The organism is Pantoea sp. SJZ147 (genome assembly GCF_007828605.1).
GTDB lineage: Bacteria > Pseudomonadota > Gammaproteobacteria > Enterobacterales > Enterobacteriaceae > Pantoea > Pantoea allii.
The window spans coordinates 56033-76333 of the sequence record NZ_VIVB01000016.1 but is presented as its reverse complement, the minus strand read 5'-3'; the positions used below and the strand labels follow the sequence as shown (position 1 = coordinate 76333).

Genomic DNA, 20301 nt, shown 5'->3' with positions numbered 1-20301 from the left:
TCCGGTCAGTGGCAACGACTTAACGCCGCTTCGCACGCGGTTTACGCGTGCCGGTATGGGGTTTGGTGCTTATGGCCTCGGGTTCGGGCGTTACCGGCTGCTCAATCGAAAACACCGGCAGCGCCGCTAACAGTCGGCTCCCGTAAGCTTTACTCAACAGGCGGCGATCGTAAATAACGATCTCACCGAAACACTGATGGCTGCGGATCAAACGTCCTACCTGCTGAATCAACGTAAAAGAGGCGCTGGGTAAACTTTGCACCTCAAACGGATAACGCTTTAGGCTCTTCAGCCATTCACCCTCGGTTAAAATTACCGGACTGTCTATGGGTGGAAAAGCAATTTTATGAATATGGACCTGGCTAAGCAGCTCGCCTTTTAAATCCAGCCCTTCTGCAAACGACTGCAGGCCGATCAAGATGCTGGTATCGCCCTGTTCTACCCGTTTACGGTGCAGCGCGATCAGGCGACTGCGCGGCTGATCGCCCTGTACCAGCATCGTCAGACGGAATTCCGGTAGCGCCTCAACAAACTGCTGCATGGCGCGTCCGCTGGCAAACAGTACCAGCACTCCTTTGTGCTTTTCAGCCTGCATTTGCTGGCGAAAAAAAGCCGCCATTTCCGCGATATGTTCCGCTTCATTTGCCATCAGAGGTTCGTAGCGCATCTGCGGGATTACCAGCTTGCCTTGATCGACATGGCTAAACGGCGACTCCAGCGCCACAAAACGGTCGCCCGCCTTTTCATTTAGCCCGGACATCTCCTGCAGACGGCTAAAGCTGTTTAATGAGCGCAGCGTGGCGGAGGTCACGACGACGTGGGGGATTTTACGCCACAGCATTTTTTCCAGCTGATCGCAGACGCGAATCCCCGCGCAGTGGAACAACAGATGTGCCTGACCGTCACGCAGTTCCCGGGTAATCCATTTTGAAACTGGCGCACCAGAGGCTTTTTCCATGGCGGCCAGCCGCCACAGTTTGCTGATGGACTCAAACCAGCCAAAGTGGCGATTAAGCTGTAATAAATTGCGGTGTAAACGCACCAGATCGACGCTCCCGGTTTGTTCACTCAGGGCGTTAATCAGCCCTTCACTCAGCCCGCGTAGTCCGTCGCTCAGCTTGAACAGCCGCGCGCACAGCGCCAGCAGCTCGTCAGGTAATGCGCCCAGGACAAAGCGAAATTCGCCCGGCTGATTGTGCGGCGGGAGTAACGGGTTTAACGCCTCACCGATGGTGGCTAACAGTTCGCGGAGTTCATCGCAATGGGCTTTAAGACGTTCGGGGTTGGCCAGCGGTGGCGGCGATTTGGGCCGCATCTGGCTCATTATCGCCTCCACCAGCTTCACAAACAGATCAAGCTGCAGGCTGGTCCAGCCCGGCGTGATATCTGCGCTCATCTCCAGCGCATCACGCGCCACTTCCGGCAGATGGTGCCCTTCATCCAGGACCAGCATCAGGTTTTTGGCCGGGGGCAGCACCGATTCGTTTTCCATGGCCGCCATCACCAGCGCGTGGTTAGCGACCACCACATCGACCTGCTCGATTTCCCGACGCGCAATGAAGAACGGGCATTCGCGGTACCAGCGGCAGTGCACGCCAAGACAGCTGGCTTTGTCAGTGGACAGACGTTGCCACAGGCTGTCACTGACGTTTTCCTCGCTGTGATCGCGCAGGCCGTCCCACTGGTAGCGGTCCAGTGACTTTTGCAGCCGTCCGCACTGGACCTGTTCTTCTTTGGTGCTGCTGATCGCCTCATCGTCCAGGTAGAAAAGCAGGTCGGCCTGCTGATTATCGTCTGCCACCAGCGCAGCCAGATTACGCGGGCAGACATAGCGCCCGCGCCCAAAGGCCGCAGTAAAGGTTAAATCCGGAATGATTTTCTTGAGTAGCGGCAGATCTTTGCTGAAGATTTGATCCTGCAACGCCACGTTTGCCGTGCTGATCACCAGCCGCTTCTCTTCTGCGCGGCTGACGGCGATGCCGGGAATAAGATACGAAAGGGTTTTGCCCACGCCCGTTGGCGCTTCTACTGCCAGATGGCGGCCGTCATCACCCGACAGGCATTTCGCGACCTCCGCGATCATCTGCCGCTGGGCCGGGCGAGGAATAAAGTCTGGCACCTGTTGCTGCAGCGCTTTATACCACTGTGCTATCTGGCTTTTTAATGCTGCTGTCAGGGCCATGTTAAGATTACCGCTTTACTAAATGGCCTGTATTTTTACACAGTATCGCAGTGCCGTCAGCTTTCAGGTCTGTTTTTTCGTGCTGGCTTCCGAAACGGCGGCGGATGTTGTTGGCTAAATGCCTGGATGCACACCGCCGGTGAGCGTTGCCCAGGGCTTCAGACTGCATGAGGCTGACGCACCCGTTCCAGGCGCGGGCTTTTATTGCAGCAGCTTGAACATCACCGTTGTCGCGTCCAGTTCGCCATGAATGGACTGTGCGTAGGATGGAATCGACCCCGCGACCTGCCAGTGCAGGGCACGATAAAGATCGCTGGCGACATCGCCCGTTCGCGTATCCAGTACCAGTAAATTTTTCCCCTGCTGGCGTGCGCGTTGTTCGGCCTGCTGCATTAGCCTGCGCGCAATTCCCTGCCGTCGCGCCTGTGGGTGCACCAGCAGCTTGCTGACTTCGGCCCGATGGTCCCCATTGGGCATGGCGCTGTAGTTGAGCATAACGGTCGCCACGACGCGGTCATGCTGGCGGGCGACCAGCAGTTCACTTTGGCCTTTTTCCAGCCCATCAAGCTGTCTCTGCCAGAAAAGCTGCATGACCGCAGTGTCGTCAGGATCGATAAAACCCACGCTGGCCCCGTCGGCGACACAGGCCTGTAAAACCTGCACCAGTTCGGGTAAGACCTGCAGTGCCTCACCGGCACTGAGTTGCTGATATGTCATCATGATTTACACACCACCAGTAAGTAGCGAGCGCCTTCGGTAAGATGCGCCTGAAAAGCAGACGCGCCGGTCAGATGGAAGCGCAGGCTGTCGCCCGGCCCCAGTAACCAGCTCTGGGCACCCATCGTTATGGTCAGTTGCCCCTGACGCATCCAGATATGTTGCTCCATGCCCTGCAGCGGTGGGGCATCATATTCGATGCGCGCGCCGGGCCGCAGCGTGCCTTCTATAAGTTCACAGCGAAAATTATGGGCGGGCGGTGAGACGTTGCGGCGGCTAAACCCTGTCGCTTCATCGTTCCATACCGGCTGATGTTCAGGGGGGATCAGCAGATCGCTGCCCTCTTCGACTTCGCTCAGCAGGCGCGACATCGTCAGGCTATAGGCAACACACAACCGGTTAAGCAGTGCGGCCGTTGGGCTGGTTTCCCCGCGCTCGATACGCGATAATGTTGGCCGGCTAATACCTGTGGCGGTAGAGAGTTCATCCAGTGACCAGCCCTGTTTGAGACGCAATTCTGCCAGGCGAGCCGCTAACCGCTGTTCCGTATTATCAAAAGACATTCTTATCTCACTTATGAAAATAAAATCTCATAATTGAGATAGAACAACATTTAAGCGCAGCCGTCAAGTTGTACACCTAAAAATTGGTTGTACAACTTAACAGGCTTCGTTATGGTGGTCTCACTCAGGTCAGTGAAAGAGGTAAATATGACCGTATACAGTATCGGCGATGTCGCCGAGCGCTGTGGCATAAACCCGGTTACCTTACGCGCCTGGCAACGACGTTATGGACTCTTGAAGCCACAACGCACCGAAGGCGGTCATCGACAGTTCGATGAAGAAGATGTTCAGCGTATTCAGGAAATTATGCGCTGGATTGAAAGTGGAGTACCAGTGGGCAAAGTTAAAGCGCTACTGGAAGGTGGAGATGTTGACGCCCATGATGGCTGGACGGCCATGCAGGACGAACTCATCAGCATTCTGCGCCATGTAAGGCCGGCTAAGCTACGCAATAAAATCGCCTTAATTGGTCGCGAATATGCGGTCGATGCCCTAATCGATCATGTTTTTATGCCTATAAGGCAGAAGCTCAGTCTTGATCAAAATACCGCACGCACCATGTGCAGCCTGCTGGATGGCATTTTGATCGACTATGTGGCGTTTTGTCTGGCTTGCAATCGTAAAAAAGCCGGTCAGGAAGCGCTGATTATTGGCTGGGGCATTGAAGATCGTACGCGCATCTGGCTGGAAGGCTGGCGTTTATCCCAGCATGGCTGGCGCATTGATGTGCTCGCAGAACCCCTCGACGTTCCCCGTCCGGAGCTGTTCCCGGGGCTGAATATGTTTGTTTTTACGGGTAAAAGACTGACGCGCCGCCAGCAGGAACAGTTGGCACACTGGCAGGAACAGGGATTCTCTGTGCGTTTGCACGACGTACACTGAGACAAAAACGCACGCTCGGCACTATGACGGCTGCCTTGCGCGCGCTATCATCCCCGCCTCGACGTCATCACCCTCAGGTTATTTATGAACTGGAAAAAAACCTTTTTTGCCACGCTGTTCGCCATTATGGCTATCGGCGGCACCAGTGGACTTATGCTGGTTGGCTATTCACTTATCGTTCATTCACGCTAAAACGGCGCTGGAGCCGCTCAAAAAGCCGATCACTAACGATGGCCAGCAGCGCCACCAGCAACGCTCCCTGAATCACGTAGGCCGTATTAAAACCACTTAAACCGATGATGATGGGCGAGCCCAGGCTTTTTGCCCCGACCGTGGAGGCAATCGCGGCCGTGCCAATGTTGATAATGACGGCGTTGCGTATCCCCGCAATAATCACCGGCGCCGCCAGCGCAAGTTCCACCTGCCACAAACGCTGCCAACTGCTCATGCCTACACCGACCGCGATCTCACGGCTGCTGGCAGGGACACCATCAAGCCCCGCTAAGGTTCCCTGCAAAATCGGCAGTAACCCATAAAGCAGTAATGCCACAATAGCAGGCCATGCGCCAAACCCCATGACGGGCACGGCAATCGCCAGGACCGCGACCGGCGGGATCGTCTGTCCGGCAGCGGCAAGGGTTTCCAGCAGCGGCCGGAAAGCCCGCCCCGCGTGGCGAGTCACCAGTACGCCACTTCCCACGCCGAGCATAATGGCCATCAGGCTGGCGGTCACCACAAGAAACAGGTGCGCCAGGGTGAGCTGCCAGAAGCTGTCCTGCTGATAGAGCGGACGGGCAAGATCGGGAAACCAGGCAGCAAACAGCGGACCGCTGTAAGGCATTGCCGCCAGCAGCCCCAGATAGAGCAGCACCAGCCACAGCAGAGGATCGGCTAACCGTCGCATCACTGGCCCTCTGAGTGATGAAGCAGGTCGCTAAAGTAGAGAACGCCCAGGGGTTGCTGATGCGCATCTACCACCGGCAGTTTATCCGTGCCGCGGCTGATAAATTGCGATAGCGCCTCACGTAGCGTCAGTTCAGCGGTGACCGGCTCGGTCTCCAGCCATTCCCCACGGCGCACCGCACTTCCCACTTGCCCAAGCGCCAGCCGCCGCAGCCCCATTTCACTGCGCCCCAGAAAATCACGCACAAAGTCATTGCCTGGCCGGGTCAGCAGTTCTATCGGTTTGCCCTGCTGTACAATCTCACCGTCGTGCATAAGCACGATGTTATCGGCCAGGATCAGGGCCTCATCGATGTCATGCGTGACCAGCACGATAGTGCACCCTGAGAGATGGTGAATGCGCAGCATCTCCTGTTGCAGCGCACTGCGCGTCACCGGGTCCAGTGCGCCAAAAGGCTCATCCATCAGTAGCACCTCCGGATCGGCCGCCAGCGCCCGCGCGACACCAACGCGCTGCTGCTGTCCACCTGAAAGCTGATGCGGATAGCGGCTGAGTAAGGCAGGATCTAAATTCAGTAGCGCGATCAGCTCGGCAATACGTTCACGCCGCCGTGCTTTTGACCAGCCCAGCAAAGCGGGCACGGTGGCTATATTCTTTTCAATCGTCCAGTGTGGAAACAGACCAATCGACTGAATGGCATAGCCCATACGACGGCGCAATGCCTGCGCATCAAGTTGGCGAATCGACTGGCCCGCAAAACGGATGTCTCCCTGGTCATACTCCACCAGGCGGTTAATCATTTTCAGTGTGGTCGACTTACCGGAGCCTGAGGTGCCCAACAGCACGCTAAAGGTGCCCTGTTCGACGGTCAGCGACAGGTTTTTCACCGCGGCTTTACCGGCAAAAAACGTGGTGACATTATCAAACTGAATCATCTTTTCTCTCCAGCAGGGAAATCAACAGTCGAAATAACGCATCCAGCGTCACCGCCATCGCGATAACCGGTATCACGCCCAGCAGCACTAAATCCAGCGCGTTGCTCAGCAGCCCCTGGAAGATAATCGCGCCGAATCCGCCGGCACCGATAAGGGCTGCCACCACCGCCATGCCCAGCGTCTGCACCACCACCACCCGCACACCTGCCAGCCATACCGGCAGGGCCAGCGGCACATCTACCGCGAAAAACTGTTGTCTGCCAGTCAGCCCCATGCCGCGCGCACTTTCGCGCACCTCCGGCGGCACCTGTTGCAGTCCGGTGATGACGCTGCGTACCAGCGGCAACAGCGCATACAGCACCAGCGCAATCAGCGCGGGCGCCATGCCAATGCCGCTGATTCCCCACATGCCTGTCCATGGAAAGCGTTTTGCCAGCCCCGCCAGCGGGGCGATTAATAAACCAAACAGCGCCACGGAGGGCACCGTCTGAACCACATTCAGCACCCCGAATACGCTGCTTTGCCAGCCAGGATAGCGGTAAAGTGCACTCCCCAGCGGGAAGGCGATCAGCAAAGCAGGCAGCACGGTCGCGGCTAATAGCGTCAGATGACGCAGTAAGGCCGCATCAAACACCGCCTGGCGATTGGCATACTCTTTCAGTAAGGAAAGATGGGCCAGCTGGCCGCTGAACAGCAGCCAGAGGGGAAGAAGCCATACCAGGAGATTCAGTAACAGCTGCCACACTTTATGACGGGTTAACGCCCGTGCGGTGTCCGTGATCAGCAACAACGTGACGGCACTGGCGCACCACATGCCGCTTGCAAAACGGGTGCGCGCTAACCGGCTGCCCTGTTCGGCCAGTATCCTGGCCTGATCGCCGCTGAGCCAGATCATCGCGGCCAGCAGCAGGGCTGCGCTCATTAACTGCAGCGCAAAACGGACACGCGTTGGTCTGGCCCACACCAGCAACCACAGCAAAGCCAGCAGGGGCAGAATCACCATGCCATGCGCCGTTTGCCAGAACATCAGCGGCTGCCCTGCCACCAGACGATTGGCGGCAAAACTGACAAACGGCAGGCAGCTCAGCATCAGGCTCAGTAACAGAACCAGCACCAGGGCGACCGGCTGTCGCCTTGACCGGTTTAGCGCTTCCTGCGATAGCAACATCGGCTACAGCAGCTTGTTCTGAACTAACCACGCTTTCGCCACGCTGTTGGCATCCTGGCCCTCGACTGCGATTTTGGCGTTCAACTGCTGCAATGTTTTTTCATCCAGCGCGCTGAAAACGGGTTTTAGCCACGCGTCCATTTGGGGGTAAGCCTTGAGGACCGCTTCACGCACGACCGGTGTGGGAGCATAAATGGGCTGAACGCCTTTAGGATCGCTCAGGGTTTTCAGACCCAGCGCGGCAACCGGGCCATCGGTACCGTAAGCCATGGCGGCGTTGACGCCGGAGGTTTGCTGCGCGGCGGCACCAATAGTGACAGCAGTATCGCCTCCCGCCAGCGACAGCAACTGATCCTGCTTAAGCGTAAAACCATAGGCTTTTTCGAATGCGGGCAGTGCATCGCCGCGTTCGATAAATTCCGCTGAAGCCGCCAGCTTAAAGGTGCCGCCTTTTTTTAAATAGACGCTGAGATCGTCCAGGGAGTTAAGCTGGTTTTTCTCGGCTACATCATTGCGCACCGCGATGGTCCAGGTGTTGTTAGCCGGTGCGGGCGTCAGCCACACCAGATGGTTTTTCTCGGCATCCAGTTTTTTGACTTTTTCATAGCCTTCCCGGGCATTTTTCCAGGCACTGTCTTTTTCGTCGTTAAAAAAGAAGGCGCCGTTGCCGGTGTATTCCGGATAGATATCCAGCTCTCCTGCGGTAATTGCCCCCCGCACCACCTGAGTGGCACCGAGCTGGATTTTATTGACGGTTTTGACGCCGTGCTTCTCCAGCACCAGCAGAATGACATTGCCCAGCAGGGAACCTTCCGTATCAATCTTGGAGCCCACCCGTACCGGATCGGCAGCGTGCGCCATCCCCAGACTAAGCAGTAAAACGCTGATGCCGACCAAACCGCGCATGTTTGCCATGTTACTTTCCTTATTAAATCATTCACCTGGAGTTGCGGTTGGCCGTGTGAATACCGTAACAGGCGCGCCCACCGTTTTTATTCGCTGCAATATTTTATTCGCTGCAATAAAAGCGTAGCCTGGCAATCGCATTGCGCGACCTGTTTTGTCCTGAAATCCGATGCCACTAAACCCTGACCGCACTGGTCAGGGTGCGCAGGTTAGGCCGGGAAGTTGAAACGGTCGAGATAGGCAGGAATACGGGGAAACGTATGGAGGAACCAGGGCGTAAACTGCTGCGGCTGCTGCTGCATTTGCTGTGCAATGTCCTGCATCGAGCGATAATCAAATGCGTCCGCCTCTTGCGGATTAAGCTGTGGCAGCTCGTCGCTGACCGCGAAAAACACATGACCGTACTCATGCTCTGTCAGCCCGTTACTGAGCGGCAGGTTATAGCTCAGCTCAAAGATGGGGGAAAGCGACAGCGTCATCCCCATTTCTTCACGCAGACGGCGTTCGGCCGCATCTTTGGTGGATTCATGAGGATAAGGATGTCCACAGCAGGTATTACTCCACAATCCGCCGCAGTGATATTTATCACTGGCGCGACGCTGAAGCAGTAGCTCTTGCCGGGCGTTAAAAACGTACACCGTTACCGCGCGGTGCAGTAATCCTTTTTCATGCACTTCCAGCTTTTCCATTTTGCCGGTGGGACGATCAAGATGGTCGACGAGGATAACTTCAATAGCAGACATGAGGATTCCTTGAGTTTATTCCTCATTATTCTGGCACAAGATCGGAGGGGTTGAGGGGATAAAATTGTGCTGTTTATGCACAAATCTGACAGAGGACGGCCCTGACGGCAGAAAACGTCAGGCCAGCCGAGGCTGGCCTGACTGTCGATTACAGTTTGAAACTCTGTACGACCTGTTCCAGTTGAAGACTCTGCGCTTCCATCGCCTGAGCGGCAGAAGACACCTCTTCCACTAACACGGCGTTCTGCTGAGTCGTCCCGTCAAGCTGGGTGATCGCGACGTTAACCTGCTCGATGCCCATGCTCTGCTCACGGCTGGCGGCCATGATCTCGCTCATCAGCGTCGTCACGCTGCTTACGCCCTGCACCAGTTCGTCCATGGTCTGGCCTGCCTGTTCAACCAGTTGACTGCCTGCATCGATATTAGCGACTGACTCTTCAATCAGTTTTTTAATTTCGCGGGCTGAGTTGGCTGAGCGCTGCGCCAGGTTGCGCACTTCCGATGCGACCACGGCAAAACCCCGGCCTTGTTCGCCAGCACGTGCCGCTTCAACAGCGGCGTTCAGGGCCAGGATATTGGTCTGGAAGGCGATGCTGTCGATGACGCTGATGATATCGACCACCTTACGCGAAGAGTGGTGAATCTCGCCCATGGTCGTTACCACCTGACGGACAACCTCCGTTCCACGCGCCGCAACCTTCGAAGCCTCACCGGCCAGCTGGTTAGCATGGGTAGCATTGTCGGCGTTCTGGCGGACGGTGCCGGTCAGCTGCTCCATTGAGGCCGCCGTTTCAACAATCGAACTGGCCTGATCTTCCGTTCGTGACGAAAGGTTAGTGTTGCCGCTGGCAATTTCACGCGACGCTGCGGATATGGCCAGCGCACTGCTGCCCACCTGCTGCATTAACCCCTGTAGGTAACTGATAAAGTGGTTAAAGCTCTGCGCTACCGCATTAAACTCCGGGCTGTTACTGGCTGGCAGACGCTGGGTTAAATCGGCACCGCCGGTCGACAAGGCTTCGATATTTTGGTTGAGCATGCTCAAACGCTTCATCATTGCGCGCATAAAACCCAACAGCACCAGCAACAGAATAATGGCCAGTGGGATCTGCACCAGACCCAGGCGCATCAGCATATTGTGAGACTGGGCTTTCAGCAGGCTGGACGATACGCTACTGGCCAGATACCACGGGCTGCCCGGAATGGCCTGCAGAAACAGCGTTTGCTCGCCGTCATTGCCGCTGTAAGTGGATTCCGTTGACTGCGTGCCTGCACTGGCAAGCAGCGCTTTGAGTGGTGCAGCCATGGGGTTTTGCAGGTCGCTCAGGTTTTCGAGTTTTGGCGTGCCGTTAACCAGCGCCGCATTTCCCACGACTTTGCCGTCGGCCTCAACGATCAGTACGTCTCCATGAATCGCCTCGCCCATTTTTTTAGCCAGTTGGTTGAAGAAACCCAGCGTAACGTCGATGGTTGAAACGCCCCAGACGGAGCCGTCGCGGTAGATTGCCATGGCGCAGTTGGTACGCGGCTGTGGGCTGGCGGCGTCCTGATAGGCTTTAGCCCAGGCGCACTGCCCTTTTGGTGCCGCCATACCGTCTTTATACCAGGGCTGCTCCCAGTATTTGTCGGCTGCATCAGAGTTCCAGTAGGTATTAACCTGCAGCTTGTTGCTGGTATCGCGTGCAAAAAAGCTGCTGTCTTTCTCTTTACCCGCCTCCCGACGATTGGGTAAAGGCCAGATCCCGCCGCCGAAGACGTTACTGTCCTGATACTGGTTGACCAATGCTGGTAATAAGGTGTCGATGGCGGCGCTGTCGATCACCGACGCGGCCTCGGTGATGGCACGTTGCTGTGCCTGCACACGGTTCATTTGCTCAACAATGCCCGTTGCCAGGGAATCCACCTGATAGCGAATCAGGCGGCTTTCATTGTCGACCAGTTGCGGTGCGACAAACTGGTTGATCACCCAAACAGTGATCAACACTAGCGCAACAAAGAAGCCGATGAGTGTTGCTGTGAAGCGGGATTGCGTGGTCTTTAACATCATTGTTCCCCTGGACCTTTCGTGGCGCTATTGCCTGATCGGGGTTAACGGCACGGCAAAGGGGAACTTGAGTAGACCAGATCACAAATTTAACAAGTCATTTAACAATAAAGAAATTTAATTACGCCATGTCAGTAACTTTTTTAAGCCAGGCGGTATCACCGCCCTGTCTGCGGTGATTATTCTGTCTTCACGACCTGCTCGCGCGGGCGGAATATATGCGTATTCCCGCTGGCGGAGAGCCGCTCACGCAGGTGCTGCCCGCCCTGGGCTTCGCTCTGGGCAAACTGGCGTTCCGCTTCGGTGACTGGCGTGGCCCACAGCAGCGTTGGCCGGTCACCCTCGCGCCGCGGCAACGAAAACTGGGCACTTTCCGGGGCCAGTTCGTTCGCTAACAGGTAACTTTCAAACCCCACCGGTGCCACCTCGGACGCCAGCGTATGTCCCTCACCCAGCCAGGTCAGTCGCGCCCAGGGCAGATGCACAAATTCCGCCAGTGCACTGGCCATCTGTACCGCATTGCTTTCTGTCATCACCTCGCCATCGACCGCCATCGCCAGCTCTGCGCGGCGATACTGTGGTGCCAGCTCATCAAACAGAAAATCGACCTGCGGCATGGGACGAATGCTCATACCCAGCGTCAGGAAATACCAGATGCCCTGGTGATAGTGCTGAGACAGGGCCATGGGCGGCCAGTTACCCTGATCGATAGCATAGTATTTTACCGACTCACCAAACTGCGCCTGATAGCAGGCCAGTAAATCCTGTTGCACCTTGTCCCATTCACTTCCGTCGTGCCATTCACGCCAGAACTGGCGCTGCTGTTCGGCAAGCGCATAGTAATGATTGGTGGAGGCAGACCCGAGCGGTGCGGTAAGACGGTTCTTTTTGATACAGCCCGCTGAAAAGCTGACCTGTTTATCCTGATACAGGCTCCAGCCTGGGATCACCGCCAGCAGTTGCCCGTAGTACCACAGTGCCGCACCCGCATCGCCCGGTTCCCAGAGTATTTGCAGGCCCGCCGCATCCAGTGGCGGTTCAGCGTCCAGATTACGGCAGTATTCCGCACTCAGCAGAGGGGCAATGCCCTGCTCCATGGCCTGATGATCTTCCTCGACAGGGGCAGGTAGCAGGTTACGTAACCAGCAGCCACGCACCGCAAACTGGCTACGAAACAGATCGGTGGGCCAGATATAGAAATAAGCAGTACGCGCATCCTGTTCGACAATGGCCGTCAGGGTGCGCTGCTGATTGTGGACTTCAGCAATCAGTGATTGATACGTCATAGCGCCTCGACAATACTTGAGGAATCCATTTTCCCCGAGGTTAGAGCAGGATCACGTCTGTCGCTATGACAGGCAAGGGTAAAACTCTCAAAGTGGATGTGTTCAGGCAGGATGAGAAGCAGAGGGGTAAGAACCGCGCCCCCCGAAGGGCAAAACGGTTCTTACATCTGCAAGGCCAGGGACGCTGGCCCGTGCTGAGGATTACTGGTAGGTAAACTGGGTGTTTTGCGTACGGACAGAGTCCAGACCAATCATCACGTTGAATTTGCCCGGCTCGGCAACCTGCTTCATCTGCTGATTCCAGAACTTCAGCGCATCAACGTCAATCTTGAAGGTGACCTGCTGGGATTCACCCGCTTTCAGCATAATGCGTTTAAAGCCGTGCAACTCTTTTACCGGACGGCTGATGCTGGCAACCGGATCGTTCAGGTAAAGCTGAACTACGGTTGCACCATCCACTTTTCCGCTGTTAGTCACGGTGACGCTGGCATCAATGCTGCCGTTGTGCGCCATCGTTTCGGATGACAGCGTGACCGGCGATACGGTGAACGTGGTGTAGCTCAGACCATAACCAAACGGATAAAGCGGGCCGTTTTCCGCATCATAATAGTGTGATGTGTACTTGTTCGGCTTGGCAAAATTGTAAGGACGACCGGTTGGTAAATGGTTGTAATAGATCGGAATCTGTCCCACTGAACGGGGGAAGGACATCGGCAGTTTACCCGATGGGTTGTAATCGCCAAACAGCACATCCGCGATAGCATTGCCCCCTTCCGTGCCGCTGAACCAGGTTTCCAGCATGGCATCGGCCATTCTGTCTTCATCAACCAGCGTCAATGGGCGACCATTCATCAGTACAATCACCAGCGGCTTGCCTGTGGCTTTCAATGCGGCTAACAGCTTCTGTTGCGAAGGTGGGATCATCAGATTACTGCGGCTGGACGCCTCGTGCGCCATGCCCTGCGCTTCCCCTACCGCCGCCACGATCACATCAGCCTGCTTCGCCTTTTCGACGGCCTCATCAATCATGGCCTGCGGCGAACGCGGATCGACGGCTACGGCCGGTTCATACATGTTGAGGAAGTCCTGAATGCCTTTGTTATCTGACACATTGGCACCTTTGGCATACAGCAACGTGGCTTTGCCTTCCGTCGCGTTTTGCATGCCCTGCAGCAGCGAAACTGACTGTTTGGCGACGCCCGCCGCCGACCAGCTTCCCATCACGTCACGCTGGCTGTCGGCAAGCGGTCCGATTAAGGCAATGGTGCCGGATTTCTTCAGCGGTAAGGTATCAAGGCGGTTTTTCAGCAGCACCATACTTTTGCGCGCCACGTCACGGGCTTCAGCACGGTGTAAACGGCTTTCCGCGTTGGTATCCTGTGGATCGCTCTCTTTCGGTCCAAGGTGACTGTAGGGATCGTTAAATAATCCCATATCGTATTTCACGTTTAATACGTGCCGTGCCGCATCATCGATTTCGGCTTTGCTGACGACGCCACGCTTCACTAAGTCGGGCAAATACTGGCTATAGTATTCATCGCTCATACTCATATCGACGCCAGATTTAATGGCAATACGTACCGCGTCCTGCGGATCGCTGGCCACACCATGCTTGATCAACTCTTTGATTGCACCGTGGTCGCTGATGGTGATCCCTTTGAATTTCCATTCATGACGCAGCAGATCTTTTAGCAGCCAGCTGTCGGCCGTGGCGGGCACGCCATTAATTGAATTCAGCGCGACCATCACGCCGCCGCTGCCGGCATCCAGCGAGGCTTTATACGGCGGCAGGTAATCCTGGAACATGCGCTGCGGGCTCATATCCACGGTGTTGTAATCCCGTCCGCCTTCCACCGCGCCGTAGAGCGCAAAGTGTTTCACGCTGGTCATAATGTTGTAGCGGTCCGCGGGGCTTTTGCCCTGCATCGCCTGCACCATGGTGCGTCCCATGGCAGAGGTTAAATAAGTATCCTCACCGAAGCCTTCTGAAACCCGGCCCCAGCGTGGTTCCCGGCTGACGTCAACCATCGGTGCCCAGGTCATATTTAACCCATCGTCCGCCGCTTCATAGGCGGAAATACGGCCCACATCGTGCACGGCGTCGAGATCCCAGCTTGATGCCAGTGCCAGCGGGATAGGGAAAATCGTTCGCTGTCCGTGTACCACGTCATAAGCAAAAAACAGGGGAATTTTCAGGCGACTCAACTGCATGACCTGATCCTGCATCGCGCGAATATCCTGACGCGTTACGGTATTAAAAATGGCGCCAACCTGACCTTTATGGATCATCTCACGCACGGCTTCTTTTGGCGTATCCGGCCCCACGCTGATTAACCGTAGCTGGCCGATTTTCTCGTCCAGGGTCATTTTTTTCAGCAGGTTGTTCACGTAGGCATCACGCGCCTGTTCAGTCATGGGATGGTGAGCGGTGGGCTCCCCGGCAAATGCAGGTTGCATAGCAAGGGAAACAGCGAGGCTAACAGAGCAAATCCATTTCATCAGGTTGGGTTCTCTTAAGTAACTGCGCAATATCGACTAAATGCAGGATGCCATCTTCAGAGCATAGCATGTAGCCTGCCGCTATCACACTGCGCCCAATGCAACTCACGTGCTACAGTAATGACGCATGCATAAGACAAGGGAATTGCCCATGATGACACCTTCTGCCCTGATCGCCGATCTCCGCCGCCTGGTCGGCTCTGGTAACCTACTTACCGAGGCTGCTCACACCGCCCGCTATCGCAAAGGCTTCCGTTCTGGTGACGGAGATGCTCTGGCCGTGGTCTTTCCTGCGACGCTGCTGGAACTGTGGCGCGTACTGCAAACGCTGGTTAATGCGGATGCCATTATTCTGATGCAGGCAGCCAATACCGGCCTGACTGAAGGATCGACGCCGCAGGGGAACGACTACGACCGCCCGCTGGTGATTATCAGTACTCTGAGGCTGGATAAGCTACAGCTGATCGATAAGGGCAAACAGGTGCTGGCTTTTCCGGGCAGTACGCTGTATCAGCTGGAAAAAATGCTTGCGCCGCTGGGCCGTGAACCGCATTCCGTGATTGGATCATCCTGCATTGGCGCGTCGGTGCTGGGCGGCATCTGCAACAACTCCGGCGGTTCGCTGATCAAGCGCGGCCCGGCGTACAGTGAGATGGCGTTGTTTGCCCAAATTGATGCCCAGGGACGGCTGAAGTTAGTCAACCATCTCGGTATCGATCTGGGTACCTCGCCGGAAGAAATTCTGGGACGGCTGGACGATGACCGCTGGCAACCGAACGACGTTTTGCATGACGGCCGCCATGCGTCCGACCACGACTATGCCGAACGCGTGCGCGACGTCCATGCCGATACGCCCGCCCGCTTTAACGCCGATGCCCGCCGCCTGTTTGAAGCGTCCGGCTGCGCAGGTAAGCTGGCGGTGTTTGCGGTGCGCCTGGATACTTTTGCGCGCGAACCCCAGCAGCAGGTGTTTTATATCGGCACCAATGATGCCAGCGTCCTGGGCGATCTGCGCTGTCATATGCTGGCGAATTTTAAAAACCTGCCCGTCGCCGCTGAATATATGCATCGGGATATTTACGACATCGCCGAAGTGTATGGCAAAGACACCTTCCTGATGATTGATAAGCTGGGCACCGACAAGATGCCGCTGTTTTTCACGCTCAAAGGCCGGGTTGATGGCTGGTTAAATAACCTGTCGTTTATCAAACCCCATTTAAGCGATCGACTGCTGCAACGCCTCAGCCGTCTCTTTCCTGCACATCTTCCCAGGCGCATGAAACAGTACCGTGATAAATACCAACATCATTTGATGCTGAAAATGTCGGGCGACGGCATTGCGGAAGCACGCGACTACCTGCGTGAGTTTTTTCGCGAGGGCGGTGGCGAGTTTTTCGAATGTGAAGGCAAAGAAGGGGCGCACGCCTTCCTGCATCGGTTTGCCGCAGCAGGCGCGGCGGTGCGTTATCACGCGGTTCATGCTGATGAGGTGGAAGATATTCTGGCGCTGGATATTGCTCTGCGTCGTAACGATAAAGCGTGGTTTGAAAACCTGCCTGATGAGATTACCCAGTCATTAAGCCATCGCCTCTATTACGGGCACTTCTTCTGTCATGTCTTCCATCAGGATTACATTGTGAAAAAAGGCGTTGACGTGCATGCGTTAAAAGAAAAGATGTTGGCCATTTTGCATACTCGCGGCGCGGAATATCCGGCAGAGCATAACGTCGGGCATCTTTATGAAGCCCAGCCGCAGCTGGCCTCGTTTTATCGCAAGCTCGATCCGACAAACAGCTTTAATCCGGGAATTGGTAAAACCAGTAAACTGAAAGGCTGGGCGGTAAAGCAGCCCTGATTGCGCAAAAAGCATATCGACACCGAGAAATACGGGCGGCTGGCAAAAATGGCCGCCCGTTTATTTAGCGAGGCTGCTCGTCTGACGTCAGGTCAGAAGCCGCGTCAGCAGCAACCAGCTGGCGGCGCTCAATAATCATGGTTTGCGGCGTAGACAGGACAATGCCCTCTTTGCGTAAGCGGGTCAGAATATCGAACAGCAGATCGCTCTTTGCCCCGGCGATCTGGCGCTGACTGGCGACGTTGCCGGTGACGCTCAGCACAATGCCTTGGGACGTAAGATCTTTGAAAGACACCGAGGGTTCCGGGTTCTCCAGGATGCGCTCGTTTTCCTCATACACTTCCAGCAGGATCTCCCGTACCCGCACCGGATCAATATCCAGCGGGAACGTGAGCGTAATGGTCACTACGCCCTGGGCATTGCCCATGGTGGCGTTACGCACGTTTTGAGAGATGAACTGCGAGTTAGGTACGATCACCGTCGATTTATCCCCTAACTGAATTTCGGTGGCACGCACGTTGATGCGGCGAATATCCCCCTCAACCCCGCTGATCGTCACCAAATCCCCAACTTTGACCGGGCGTTCGGTCAGCAAAATCAGACCGGAAATAAAGTTTTTAACGATTTCCTGTAGACCGAAACCAATACCTACCGACAGGGCACTGACGATCCAGGCCAGTTTGTTCCACTGTAGTCCCATGATTGACAGCGTCAGCAAAATAATCAGGACATAGCCTACGTTGCTGAACAGCGTCACCAATGACATGCGCATGCCGCTGTCCATCGTGGTCTTTGGCAGGAAGTCGTTATCAAGCCAGCGACGTACCGAGCGCAGGATGTAAATGCCGACGATCAGGCACAGCAGCGCGTTAACCAGGTGCGCCGGGACAATATTCAGCGACTCAAGGCCCTTACCGCCCCAAAACTCAATCGCCTTTTGCAGCAGCTCAATCGGGGTTGAGGAGGCAAAGGTGCCGTTCAGCAATGCCAGGGCCACGAACAAGATCAGGAAGGTTTTGCCGATCGCCGCAAGAATGATGGCAACCTGCTGCAGGTGGCGCTCATCAATATTCAGTGAGCCCTGAATGCGCTTGCCCGTGGTGTTATTGACTGAGAACAGGCTTTCACAGCCGTCGTTAATCAGATGGCTGAGTATGTAAAACGAACCAAACAAAATGCCACACCACACCAGCTCGTAGCTTAAAAACCGCGCCAGCGTGACGTAACCAATCACCAGCGACCCCAGAATCGTCAGGGAGGTCAGCGTCAGGGCCATCTGAATCAGCCCGACCAGCGTAGAGCGCGCTTCCGGCGGCGTTCCTTCCTGGGCCAGACGCCGACGTACGCGCTTGGTGCGCATGCTGATTGCCAGCGCCGTGCTGCCGATGAGCAAGGCGGTCAGGCCATTGGCAAAAATACTGGTATTCAGGCTGGTACCGGCGGTGTAGTTAAAGGACTCCACCGTCTGGAAAATAAACACCAACAGTGCGGTAATCGGCGGGAAAGGTTTCAGGGCCAGCGCCACCTCATTGGAAATGGTGGGTAAACGCCAGCTTGGGCGACGCGTGGACAGGAAGGCACGCCCCAGCCCGGCAATCAAACCGCTATAAACGCTTAATTCGACCAGGCGGTAGATAAAATCCTGCACGTCGCTGGACACTTCATCACGGCGGGTAAAGGCCTGGGACACAAACGCAAAGGTCAGTACCACCGCCGCCAGGCTGGTCAGGGCCACGGCGGTCGCTAAAAAGCTACGGCGCAGGCGTCCTTCCGGCAATTTGTTGATGCTGACCCAGGCTAAAAACTCTTCACCATAGCGGCGTCCCAGCGTCATCACCAGCACGGCGGCCAGCAACCAGCCAATCGTGCCAAGACGCCAGCCCGATTCCCAGGACAACGAGGCGGTATTCTTGAGCTCACTTAAGAAATCGCCAATTTTTTCATCGTCAAGATCCTGGCTGCTAAATACCGGCGACCAGAAACGCGGCCCAAAAATGCTGCCGGAGTTAAGTGCCAGTTTGTTTTTTAGCTGATCGCGACGCAGATTGACGATTTGCGATGACAGCATCAGGGCACTGTTTTTAATGCCTTCCGCCTGCTTAATCTGATCGTCGAGCTTACTTTTCTGACTTTCCAGCGCGCTGCGTTTGCGCGTGACGTCTGCCGTCTCTTTTACGCCACTCTCCGGCTTGGGTGCCGGACCAAGCACCGCCAGCTGAGCTTCGAGCTGCTGACGATCGGGCTGCAAAGCCTGAGCAAGCGTATCGGTATTGCCTGACAGCTCCAGCGCCATTTCATTAAGTCGGCTGAGCTTGTTCTCGTCACTTTCAACGGACACCTGGCTCTTAATTTTGTCGAGGATTTTCTGCATCTTGGGCAGATCGACAGACGCGTTGACCTTGGGCTTGTCATCGGGCTGCTGCGTCGCGGGGGTCGCCTGAGCCGGATCATCCGCGGCAACGCTTAACGCAGGCGCAAGGGTGAACGACGCTAAAAATATCAGAATAATAAACGATCGTAACGTAAGCATATGAATGAGATTCCGGCACAGTAATCAGGCGAATCACCCTCGCCATTTGCGGGTAGTTTAGGTGGTCGCCTGCCATGAAACTATAGGAATACCGATCAATATCGACCGGGCCGCCAGCAACGACCCGGCGAGGTTTTATTCTTCAGTAGAACCGCTGGCGGCGTTGCTGGCAACCTCACCCGCTTTCTGTTTTTTGTAGGCCAGCGCAGCAGCCGGAACCGGCGCAGCTTTGCCCGTTTCCAGCCAGTCACGCAGACGATTAGCATCAGCAAAATGGGTATATTTACCAAATGCGTCCAGTACCACCAGCGCGACCGGCCGGTTTTTAATCATGGTGCGCATGACCAGACAGTGTCCCGCTTCATCGGTGTAGCCCGTTTTGGTCAGCTGAATGTGCCAGCCATTTTTATAAACCAGATGATTGGTGTTACGGAACGGCAACGCATAGCTGGGGTGCGTAAAGACGGCGGTTTCTTCTTTGGTGGTACTCAGTTCGCCCATCAGAGGATACTCGCGCGTGGCTTTTAACAGCTTCACCAAATCCTCTGCGCTGGAAACGTTCTGGATCGACAGCCCCGTGGGTTCCACGTAGTGCGTATGGTTCATCCCGAGCGCGCGCGCCTTGGCATTCATCGCCTTAATAAAGGCATTGTATCCGCCGGGATAAGCATGGGCCAGGCTGGCCGCCGCACGGTTTTCTGATGACATCAGCGCCAGCATAAGCATGCTCCGGCGGCTGATCTGGCTGTTCAGCTTCACGCGTGAAAACACCCCGCGCATCTCCGGCGTCTGACTGATATCAACCGTGACCATCTCGTTCATTGGCTGATGCGCATCCAGCACCACCATCGCCGTCATCAGTTTCGTGATCGAGGCAATAGGCCGCACCCGGTCGGGGTGACTGGAGAATAAGGTTTTGCCACTCGTCAGATCGACGATCAGGGCACTGCCTGAGGCGATTTGCGGCTGAGCAATGGGGGCCATTTGCGACAGCGTGGTGGTCGCCTGTGCTGGAAGTGAGAAAACCTGCCCGGAAACGAGCAGCGCCAGCGTTAACAGTGAAAAGCGAATTTTTGCAGGCATCGTG

Annotated in this window: 15 protein-coding genes; 2 read left to right on the top strand and 13 right to left on the bottom strand. The window is 55.8% G+C overall.

The genetic code is table 11. The features are described from left to right. Positions 1 to 19 precede the first annotated feature (19 nt). The 3 genes from dinG to FBY13_RS20795 form a co-directional block, all read right to left on the bottom strand. Positions 20 to 2182 carry an ATP-dependent DNA helicase DinG gene (dinG, locus tag FBY13_RS20805; RefSeq protein WP_096012173.1) on the bottom strand — a complete coding sequence of 721 codons (2163 nt, stop codon included), beginning with the start codon at positions 2180 to 2182 and terminating at the stop codon, positions 20 to 22. A 201-nt stretch (positions 2183 to 2383) separates the two neighbouring features. Beyond that, positions 2384 to 2902, bottom strand: a complete 519-nt coding sequence (locus FBY13_RS20800) for a GNAT family N-acetyltransferase (RefSeq protein ID WP_145395050.1) — start codon at positions 2900 to 2902, stop codon at positions 2384 to 2386. Then, positions 2899 to 3462, bottom strand: a complete 564-nt coding sequence (locus tag FBY13_RS20795) for a helix-turn-helix domain-containing protein (protein WP_145395049.1) — start codon at positions 3460 to 3462, stop codon at positions 2899 to 2901. Before FBY13_RS20795 ends, FBY13_RS20800 begins: the two co-directional genes overlap by 4 nt. A 147-nt stretch (positions 3463 to 3609) precedes the next feature. Between FBY13_RS20795 and FBY13_RS20790 the strand changes: the two genes are divergently transcribed. Continuing rightward, a complete protein-coding gene (locus FBY13_RS20790; RefSeq protein ID WP_063881135.1) occupies positions 3610 to 4344 on the top strand; it encodes a MerR family transcriptional regulator in 735 nt (244 codons plus the stop codon). A gap of 172 nt (positions 4345 to 4516) precedes the next feature. Here FBY13_RS20790 and FBY13_RS20785 read toward each other — a convergent pair whose 3' ends face one another. The 8 genes from FBY13_RS20785 to bglX form a co-directional block, all read right to left on the bottom strand. After that, a complete protein-coding gene (locus FBY13_RS20785; protein ID WP_096012171.1) occupies positions 4517 to 5248 on the bottom strand; it encodes an ABC transporter permease in 732 nt (243 codons plus the stop codon). After that, entirely contained in the window at positions 5248 to 6183 is a 936-nt protein-coding gene (locus tag FBY13_RS20780) for an ABC transporter ATP-binding protein (RefSeq protein ID WP_109717200.1), read from the bottom strand. The genes FBY13_RS20785 and FBY13_RS20780 overlap by 1 nt, the downstream gene beginning before the upstream one ends. Beyond that, positions 6170 to 7351 carry an ABC transporter permease gene (locus tag FBY13_RS20775; RefSeq protein WP_145395048.1) on the bottom strand — a complete coding sequence of 394 codons (1182 nt, stop codon included), beginning with the start codon at positions 7349 to 7351 and terminating at the stop codon, positions 6170 to 6172. The genes FBY13_RS20780 and FBY13_RS20775 overlap by 14 nt, the downstream gene beginning before the upstream one ends. A 3-nt stretch (positions 7352 to 7354) precedes the next feature. After that, positions 7355 to 8257 (bottom strand): ABC transporter substrate-binding protein, encoded by a 903-nt coding sequence (locus FBY13_RS20770; protein ID WP_255474525.1) that lies wholly within the window; start codon positions 8255 to 8257, stop codon positions 7355 to 7357. Between the two features lie 209 nt (positions 8258 to 8466). Next, positions 8467 to 9000 (bottom strand): isopentenyl-diphosphate Delta-isomerase, encoded by a 534-nt coding sequence (idi, locus tag FBY13_RS20765; RefSeq protein WP_145395046.1) that lies wholly within the window; start codon positions 8998 to 9000, stop codon positions 8467 to 8469. Positions 9001 to 9148: 148 nt separating this feature from the next. Then, a complete protein-coding gene (locus tag FBY13_RS20760) occupies positions 9149 to 11044 on the bottom strand; it encodes a methyl-accepting chemotaxis protein (protein ID WP_063878859.1) in 1896 nt (631 codons plus the stop codon). Positions 11045 to 11223: 179 nt separating this feature from the next. Then, positions 11224 to 12330 carry a suppressor of fused domain protein gene (locus tag FBY13_RS20755; RefSeq protein WP_096012167.1) on the bottom strand — a complete coding sequence of 369 codons (1107 nt, stop codon included), beginning with the start codon at positions 12328 to 12330 and terminating at the stop codon, positions 11224 to 11226. Between the two features lie 201 nt (positions 12331 to 12531). Further along, a complete protein-coding gene (gene bglX, locus FBY13_RS20750; RefSeq protein WP_096012166.1) occupies positions 12532 to 14829 on the bottom strand; it encodes a beta-glucosidase BglX in 2298 nt (765 codons plus the stop codon). Positions 14830 to 14980: 151 nt separating this feature from the next. Between bglX and dld the strand changes: the two genes are divergently transcribed. Continuing rightward, the gene (gene dld / locus FBY13_RS20745; RefSeq protein ID WP_145395045.1) at positions 14981 to 16684 is read left to right on the top strand and encodes a D-lactate dehydrogenase; all 1704 of its coding nucleotides are present in this window, start codon (positions 14981 to 14983) and stop codon (positions 16682 to 16684) included. Between the two features lie 64 nt (positions 16685 to 16748). Here the strand turns inward: dld and FBY13_RS20740 are convergent, their stop codons facing one another. After that, complete coding sequence (locus tag FBY13_RS20740) at positions 16749 to 19214, bottom strand: DUF3772 domain-containing protein (RefSeq protein WP_145395044.1); 2466 nt, start codon at positions 19212 to 19214, stop codon at positions 16749 to 16751. 135 nt (positions 19215 to 19349) lie between these two features. Next, positions 19350 to 20297 (bottom strand): D-alanyl-D-alanine endopeptidase, encoded by a 948-nt coding sequence (gene pbpG, locus FBY13_RS20735; protein WP_063878854.1) that lies wholly within the window; start codon positions 20295 to 20297, stop codon positions 19350 to 19352. Between the last annotated feature and the right edge of the window lie 4 nt (positions 20298 to 20301).